The sequence below is a fragment of the Pantoea sp. RIT413 genome (assembly GCF_003057675.2).
Classification (GTDB): domain Bacteria; phylum Pseudomonadota; class Gammaproteobacteria; order Enterobacterales; family Enterobacteriaceae; genus Pantoea; species Pantoea eucrina.
Map to the genome: position 1 here is coordinate 227,110 of NZ_QBJB02000005.1, position 7,618 is coordinate 234,727.

At 53.9% G+C, this 7,618-nt stretch carries 7 protein-coding genes, 1 tRNA gene and 1 rRNA gene; 7 read left to right on the forward strand and 2 right to left on the reverse strand.

Features of this window, described 5'->3' with window-relative positions; genetic code table 11:
- Window positions 1–10: 10 nt before the first annotated feature.
- The 7 genes from prmA to DBY66_RS09760 all read left to right on the forward strand — a co-directional run bounded on the left by prmA (window position 11) and on the right by DBY66_RS09760 (window position 7,213).
- Window positions 11–892, forward strand: coding sequence for a 50S ribosomal protein L11 methyltransferase (gene prmA / locus DBY66_RS09730; RefSeq protein WP_039380731.1), 882 nt, complete (start codon window positions 11–13; stop codon window positions 890–892).
- Window positions 893–1,263: 371 nt separating this feature from the next.
- On the forward strand, window positions 1,264–2,229 hold the full coding sequence (gene dusB, locus DBY66_RS09735) for a tRNA dihydrouridine synthase DusB (RefSeq protein ID WP_039380734.1): 966 nt from the start codon (window positions 1,264–1,266) through the stop codon (window positions 2,227–2,229).
- A gap of 24 nt (window positions 2,230–2,253) precedes the next feature.
- Window positions 2,254–2,550 carry a DNA-binding transcriptional regulator Fis gene (gene fis, locus DBY66_RS09740; RefSeq protein ID WP_003855228.1) on the forward strand — a complete coding sequence of 99 codons (297 nt, stop codon included), beginning with the start codon at window positions 2,254–2,256 and terminating at the stop codon, window positions 2,548–2,550.
- A gap of 505 nt (window positions 2,551–3,055) precedes the next feature.
- Window positions 3,056–4,081, forward strand: coding sequence for an amino acid ABC transporter substrate-binding protein (locus tag DBY66_RS09745; protein ID WP_071669157.1), 1,026 nt, complete (start codon window positions 3,056–3,058; stop codon window positions 4,079–4,081).
- A gap of 68 nt (window positions 4,082–4,149) precedes the next feature.
- Window positions 4,150–5,328 carry an amino acid ABC transporter permease gene (locus tag DBY66_RS09750; protein ID WP_071669156.1) on the forward strand — a complete coding sequence of 393 codons (1,179 nt, stop codon included), beginning with the start codon at window positions 4,150–4,152 and terminating at the stop codon, window positions 5,326–5,328.
- Between the two features lie 14 nt (window positions 5,329–5,342).
- On the forward strand, window positions 5,343–6,443 hold the full coding sequence (locus DBY66_RS09755; protein ID WP_071669155.1) for an amino acid ABC transporter permease: 1,101 nt from the start codon (window positions 5,343–5,345) through the stop codon (window positions 6,441–6,443).
- Between the two features lie 8 nt (window positions 6,444–6,451).
- Window positions 6,452–7,213, forward strand: coding sequence for an amino acid ABC transporter ATP-binding protein (locus DBY66_RS09760; protein ID WP_071669154.1), 762 nt, complete (start codon window positions 6,452–6,454; stop codon window positions 7,211–7,213).
- Between the two features lie 122 nt (window positions 7,214–7,335).
- On the opposite strand, the gene rrf is transcribed toward DBY66_RS09760, so the two are convergent.
- Together rrf and DBY66_RS09770 are read right to left on the reverse strand one after the other, a co-directional pair.
- A 5S ribosomal RNA gene (gene rrf / locus DBY66_RS09765) occupies window positions 7,336–7,451 on the reverse strand.
- A 37-nt stretch (window positions 7,452–7,488) separates the two neighbouring features.
- Window positions 7,489–7,564, reverse strand: a tRNA-Thr gene (locus tag DBY66_RS09770).
- Window positions 7,565–7,618 lie beyond the last annotated feature (54 nt).

Genomic DNA, 7,618 nt, shown 5'->3' on the forward strand with positions numbered 1-7,618 from the left:
GAGAAACGCTATGCCATGGATTCAAATCAAGATTAACAGCACCGGAGAACAGGCTGAGCCGCTGAGCGATGCTCTGATGGAAGTGGGTGCCGTCTCGGTGACGTTTCAGGACACGCACGACAATCCGGTGTATGAACCTCTTCCGGGTGAAACCCGACTGTGGGGTGATACTGATGTCATTGGCCTGTTTGACGCCGAAAGTGATATGGATGAGGTGGTAGCCGCACTGCGTCTGCAGCCGGTGCCGGGATCGACCTTTCACTACAAGATCGAGCAGATCGAAGATAAAGACTGGGAGCGCGAGTGGATGGACAACTTCCATCCGATGCGCTTTGGTGAGCGCCTGTGGATCTGTCCAAGCTGGCGTGATGTTCCCGATCCGGACGCGGTCAACGTCATGCTCGATCCCGGCCTGGCCTTCGGCACCGGAACTCACCCTACCACGTCACTCTGCCTGAGCTGGCTGGATGGTCTCGATCTGCAGGGCAAAACGGTGATCGACTTTGGCTGCGGCTCCGGCATTCTGGCGATCGCCGCGCTCAAGCTGGGTGCCGCACAGGCGATCGGGATCGATATCGATCCGCAGGCCATTCAGGCGAGCCGCGATAACGCTGAACGCAACGGCGTGGCAGATCGCCTGTCGCTCTATTTGCCGCATCAGCAGCCTGAAAACCTGCAGGCTGACGTGGTGGTCGCCAACATTCTGGCGGGCCCGCTGCGCGAACTGGCACCGCTGATTGGCGTTCTGCCAAAAGCAGGCGGCTACCTTGGTCTTTCTGGCGTACTGGCCAGTCAGGCAGAAAGCGTTTGTGAAGCTTATGCTGAGCGCTTCGCACTTGATCCGGTCGCGGAGAAAGAAGAGTGGTGCCGTATTACCGGACGCCTGCGTTAGTTTTTACCCCAGGTCTGCAAGCGCAAGCCTGGGGTTTCTTCGGAACAGATAGCATGCACCACCGGCACTGCCTTCGGACAGAATAATTTTGTATTAAATTTGCGCAAATAGCCGTTAATTCTGTGGTTAATTCGTTAAAATCGCGGCTTTTATATCGCGTTTTGCGGTCTGAATTCAGAAAAATGTTTGTTCACAATTTCGCCTTAAATATTTAACCCAATGATTTTAAAAGACTATTATGAGAGGCGGGTTGATGGCAGCGCAGACGCTTTAATGTTAAGAGGCTGTTGTTCAAAGTTTGGCCTTTCATCTTCCGGAAAAAATGCGTAATATACGCCGCCTTGCGAACAGTTAGGGTCACTTCTTTTTTCATGCGCATTGGACACCACCAGCTACGTAATCGCCTCATTGCTGCGCCTATGGCCGGAGTAACCGACAAGCCATTTCGCACACTCTGTTACGAGAACGGCGCCGGTATGACTGTCTCCGAGATGCTGTCATCTAACCCGGAAGTCTGGGCCAGTGACAAATCCCGGCTGCGTATGGTGCATAGTGACGAGCCCGGCATTCGTGCCGTGCAAATTGCTGGCTGCGATCCCGATGAGATGGCTGCCGCCGCGCGAATTAACGTTGCGTCTGGCGCGCAGGTTATCGATATCAATATGGGTTGTCCGGCTAAAAAAGTGAATCGTAAGATGGCTGGCTCCGCGCTGCTGCAGCATCCGCAACTGGTAGAATCGATTCTCCGTGCGGTCGTTAATGCAGTAGACGTACCGGTTACGCTGAAGATTCGCACCGGCTGGGACAAAGAAAATCGTAATTGTACAGAGATTGCCCAATTGGCTGAACGTTGTGGCATTCAGGCTCTCACCATTCATGGACGCACCCGCGCCTGTTTGTTTGAGGGGCAGGCTGAATACGACAGCATTCGGACAGTTAAGCAGAGCGTTTCCATTCCGATTATCGCGAATGGGGACATAACTGACCCGCATAAAGCCAGGGCAGTGCTCGACTACACCGGGGCAGATGCTCTGATGGTAGGACGTGCTGCTCAGGGAAGACCGTGGATCTTCCGGGAAATCCAGCATTATCTGGACACAGGGGAGCTGCTTGCACCAAAGCCGCTGGCAGAGGTGAAGCAAATGCTGATTGGACATATACGGGAGCTGCACGACTTTTACGGTCAGCGCAAGGGATACCGTATTGCCCGAAAACACGTTTCCTGGTATTTGCAGGAAAGTGCCCCTGACGACCAGTTTCGGCGCACATTCAACGCCATTGAGGATGCCAGCGAACAGCTGGAGGCGTTGGAGGCATACTTCGAAAATCTTGCGTAAACGAAATAAAGAGCTGAAAGAACTATGTTCGAACAACGCGTAAATTCTGACGTACTGACCGTTTCTACCGTTAACTCACAGGATCAGGTGACCCAAAAGCCACTGCGTGATTCGGTTAAACAGGCACTGAAGAACTATTTTGCTCAACTGAATGGTCAGGATGTTAGTGATCTGTATGAGCTGGTACTGGCTGAAGTTGAGCAGCCTCTGTTGGACATGGTAATGCAGTATACCCGTGGCAACCAGACCCGTGCAGCCCTGATGATGGGTATCAACCGTGGTACTCTGCGTAAGAAGCTGAAAAAATACGGCATGAACTAATTGTTCGTTGCTGCGATAACGCCAGCCTCCGGGCTGGCGTTTTTGTTTTTGTTGCCGCTTCCGTCTGTCACCCTGCATGAAACAGTTACCGCCTGAATGGTAACTATCGTTGCAATCTCCTGCGTCATTTTTCCTGCTCCCTCTCCTGCGTAAATCTGCGGGCTGTTCACACGTGCCTGCCACTATCCCCGGTCACTGCTGCGTTTACCCATAGCGGCATTAACTGGTCCGGCTAATGAGCGGTAGCTCACACTGCGCTCCAATAGTGAAACTATTTGCACTATTTGTGATCGCGGCGACTCGTCATGCCGCCTTTTGGTGCGCGATAGTAACCGCACGTTACTTCCTGCCCTTTTCTGACGCTCTTTCCTGAAGAATTCAGCCCGCTGCAAACCTGGCATCAGCTTTGCAACAGGCTGGATGGCTAATTGCCACCGACAGACAGCAGTGCACTACAAAGTGCGCACCACAATAACAACAGACGAACCGCCACACAGGATGCTTTATGAAAAAGATGATGCTCTCCACCCTGATTGCCGCTGCCACGCTGCTGAGCGTGACTCAGCAGGCGCATGCAGGTACCACTCTGGACGCAATTAAAAAGAAAGGGTTTGTGCAGTGTGGGATCAGTGATGGACTGCCTGGTTTCTCGTACGCAGATGCCAGCGGCAAATTCACGGGTATTGATGTGGATGTCTGCCGCGCCGCCGCCGCTGCCGTGTTTGGCGATGCCGGCAAAGTTAAATATACCCCGCTGACGGCTAAAGAGCGCTTCACTGCGCTGCAGTCGGGCGAAGTGGATATCCTGTCGCGTAATACTACCTGGACCTCTTCACGCGATGGCGGAATGGGCTTTCTGTTTGCCGGCGTAAATTACTATGACGGCATTGGCTTCCTGACGCATAAGAAAGCGGGACTGAAAAGTGCCAAAGAGCTGGATGGCGCAACGGTCTGTATTCAGGCGGGTACCGATACCGAACTCAATGTCGCCGACTATTTCAAAGCGAATAAAATGCAGTACACCCCGGTCACCTTTGACCGCTCCGATGAGTCAGCCAAAGCACTTGATAGCGGCCGCTGCGATACACTCTCCTCCGATCAATCCCAGCTCTATGCGCTGCGTATCAAGCTGGGCAAGCCTGACGAATTTATTGTACTGCCGGAAGTGATCTCCAAAGAGCCGCTCGGGCCGCTGGTACGTCGCGGTGACGATGACTGGTTTACGATTGTTAAGTGGTCGCTGTTTGCCATGCTGAATGCCGAAGAGATGGGCATCAGCTCAAAGAACGTCGATCAGATGGCAGCAAAACCGACCACGCCTGACATGGCGCATCTGCTGGGTGCAGAAGGCGACTTTGGTAAAGACCTGAAACTTGATAACAAGTGGGCCTATAACATCATCAAGCAGGTGGGCAACTATCAGGAAATTTTTGACCGCAACGTCGGTAAAGATAGCGCGCTGAAAATCGCACGCGGACAGAATGCGCTCTGGAATCAGGGCGGTATTCAGTACGCACCGCCGGTGCGCTGATTTACTGCTGTGCCAGTCGGGCACCGCGTCCTGCGGTGCCCACGCGTATCTACCATTGAGGTTTCAACATGTCGCAACGCCCAACCGTGAAAAGGGATTTTTCATTCGGTAACCCTGCGGTTCGCGCCTGGCTTTACCAGTTTGTCGCGATTATTGCGGTAGTGGCCGTGGTGGGATATTTAATCCACAACACCATTATCAATCTGGCTAACCGCGGCATTACGTCAGGTTTTGGCTTTCTGGAGCGCAGTGCCGGTTTTGGTATTGTTCAGCATCTGATTGACTACACCGAGGGAGATACCTACGCCCGGGTCTTTATGGTCGGGCTGACCAATACCCTGCTGGTCTCTGCACTTTGCATCGTCTTTGCATCCCTGCTTGGCTTTGCGGTAGGCCTGGCGCGCCTGTCCGATAACTGGCTGCTGCGTAAGCTCTCTGCCATTTATATTGAGACGTTCCGTAATATTCCGCCGCTGCTGCAGATTTTCTTCTGGTACTTTGCCGTACTGCGTAATCTGCCGGGTCCGCGCCAGGCGCTAAACGCCTTTGACCTCGCCTTTGTCAGCAATCGTGGCTTGTATATTCCATGGCCCCAGTATGCACCTGGTACGCTGCCGTTTCTGGTTGCGCTGGCGTTAAGCATTATCGCCAGCCTGGCGCTGTTTCGCTTTAATCGTAAACATCAGCTGAAAACCGGTCAGCTGCGTCGTACCTGGCCCGCTGCAGCCGGGCTCATTGTGCTGCTGCCGCTGATTGCTCATACCCTGTTCGGCGCGGGCGTGCACTGGGATGTGCCTGAGCTACGCGGATTCAATTTCCGCGGTGGCTTTGTGATGATCCCGGAGCTGGCGGCGCTGACGGTGGCGCTCTCTATTTATACCTCTTCATTTATTGCTGAGGTGATCCGCGCCGGTATTCAGTCAGTACCACATGGCCAGAGTGAAGCAGCGCGCTCGCTGGGACTGCCGAATCCCGTGACGCTACGTCAGGTCATTATTCCTCAGGCGATGCGCGTCATTATTCCTCCGCTGACCAGTCAGTATTTAAACGTAGTCAAAAACTCGTCGCTGGCCGCCGCTATCGGCTACCCCGATATGGTGTCGCTTTTTGCCGGTACGGTGCTTAATCAGACCGGCCAGGCAATAGAAACCATTGCGATTACCATGGCGGTTTATCTCATCATCAGCCTGACCATTTCCCTGCTGATGAACCTCTATAACCGCAAAATTGCGCTGGTTGAGCGTTAAGAGAACGAAACACTATGTCTGTGACAACGCATGAAACGCCGCCGGTAAGCAGTAATCTGCTGCAGAAGAGCTGGAGCTGGGCGCGCAAAAATCTCTTTTCCGGCTGGCTGAATACCCTGCTTACGCTGGTCAGTCTGTGGCTCATCTGGAGTGTTATTCCACCGGCACTGAACTGGCTGATATTTCAGGCAAACTGGCTGGGTGAAACCCGTGCTGACTGCACTAAAGCGGGGGCCTGCTGGGTGTTTATCCATGCGCGCTTTGGTCAGTTTATGTATGGACTCTATCCGCACGAACTGCGCTGGCGAATCAACCTGGCTCTGGTTATCGGTTTACTGTCAGTCATTCCGCTCTTTATCCGCGCCATGCCGCGCCGTGGCCGCTATCTGGCCTGCTGGGCGGTGCTCTATCCGATCGCGGTGTGGCTACTGCTTTATGGCGGCTATTTTGGTCTGGAGCGGGTGGAAACCCGTCAGTGGGGCGGCCTGACGCTGACGCTGATTATCGCATCCGTTGGTATCGCCGGCGCATTACCGCTGGGTATTCTGCTGGCACTGGGCCGGCGCTCAAACCTGCCTGTGGTGCGTACGCTATCCGTTATTTTTATTGAGTTCTGGCGTGGCGTACCGCTGATCACCGTGCTGTTTATGTCCTCTGTCATGCTGCCGCTGTTTATGGCGGAAGGCACGACTATCGACAAACTGGTTCGGGCGCTGGTTGGCGTGATTCTGTTTCAGTCCGCCTATGTGGCGGAAGTGGTGCGCGGCGGTCTGCAGGCACTGCCAAAAGGCCAGTATGAAGCGGCTGAATCGCTGGCGCTGGGATACTGGCGGACGCAGGCGCTGGTGATCCTGCCGCAGGCGCTTAAGCTCACGATCCCCGGACTGGTGAATACCATTATCGCACTCTTCAAAGATACCAGTCTGGTGATCATTATCGGCCTGTTTGATCTGTTCAGCAGCGTGCAGCAGGCCACGGTCGATCCTGCATGGCTGGGCATGTCCACAGAAGGCTATGTCTTTGCTGCACTGGTCTACTGGATTTTCTGTTTTAGCATGTCGCGCTATAGCCAGTATCTGGAGAAGCGTTTTCACACCGGGCGTAAAGCGCACTGAGGTTTACTATGACATCCACAATAACGACGGCGGCTAACGCTATGATGATTACGCTCGAAAACGTGAACAAATGGTACGGACAGTTTCACGTGCTTAAGGATATTAATCTGCAGGTTAAACCGCGTGAGCGCATTGTACTCTGCGGTCCGTCAGGCTCAGGAAAATCGACCACTATTCGCTGTATCAACCATCTGGAAGAGCATCAGCAGGGGCGTATCGTCGTGGACGGTATTCATCTTAACGATGACGTGCGTAACATCGAACGGGTACGCACCGAAGTCGGCATGGTGTTTCAGCACTTCAATCTGTTCCCGCATCTTACCGTTCTGCAGAACTGCACGCTGGCCCCTGTCTGGGTGAGAAAGATGCCAAAGAAGGAGGCGGAAGCGCTGGCGATGCACTACCTTGAGCGGGTGCGCATCGCCGAACATGCACATAAGTTTCCGGGTCAGCTCTCTGGTGGTCAGCAGCAACGTGTGGCGATAGCCCGTTCGCTCTGTATGAAACCCAAAATTATGCTGTTTGACGAGCCGACTTCAGCCCTTGATCCTGAGATGGTAAAAGAGGTGCTGGATACCATGATTGGCCTGGCAGAAGATGGCATGACCATGCTGTGTGTGACGCATGAAATGGGATTTGCACGTACGGTGGCTGACCGGGTGATCTTTATGGATCGGGGAGAGATCGTAGAGATGGCGCCGCCAGAGGAGTTCTTCGCTAATCCACGCTCAGAGCGTACCCGCGCGTTTCTGTCGCAGGTTATTCACTGATCTCAGCGCCCTTAGCTCTGCCCCTGCCATGCAGCAGGGGCTTTTTTATGGCTGCGCGTTTTTATCCTGTCAGGCAAAAACAAAAAAGCCCTGAACTTTCGTTCAGGGCTTCTGTGTTTGGTGCCTGGCAGTTCCCTACTCTCGCATGGGGAGACCCCACACTACCATCGGCGCTACGGTGTTTCACTTCTGAGTTCGGCATGGGGTCAGGTGGGACCACCGCGCTAGTGCCGCCAGGCAAATTCTTTTACCCGAACTCATGCTTTTTTTAAAACTGGTGCTGATACCCAGAGTCGAACTGGGGACCTCACCCTTACCAAGGGTGCGCTCTACCAACTGAGCCATATCAGCACGCTTTAATTGGATGCCTGGCAGTTCCCTACTCTCGCATGGGGAGGCCCCACA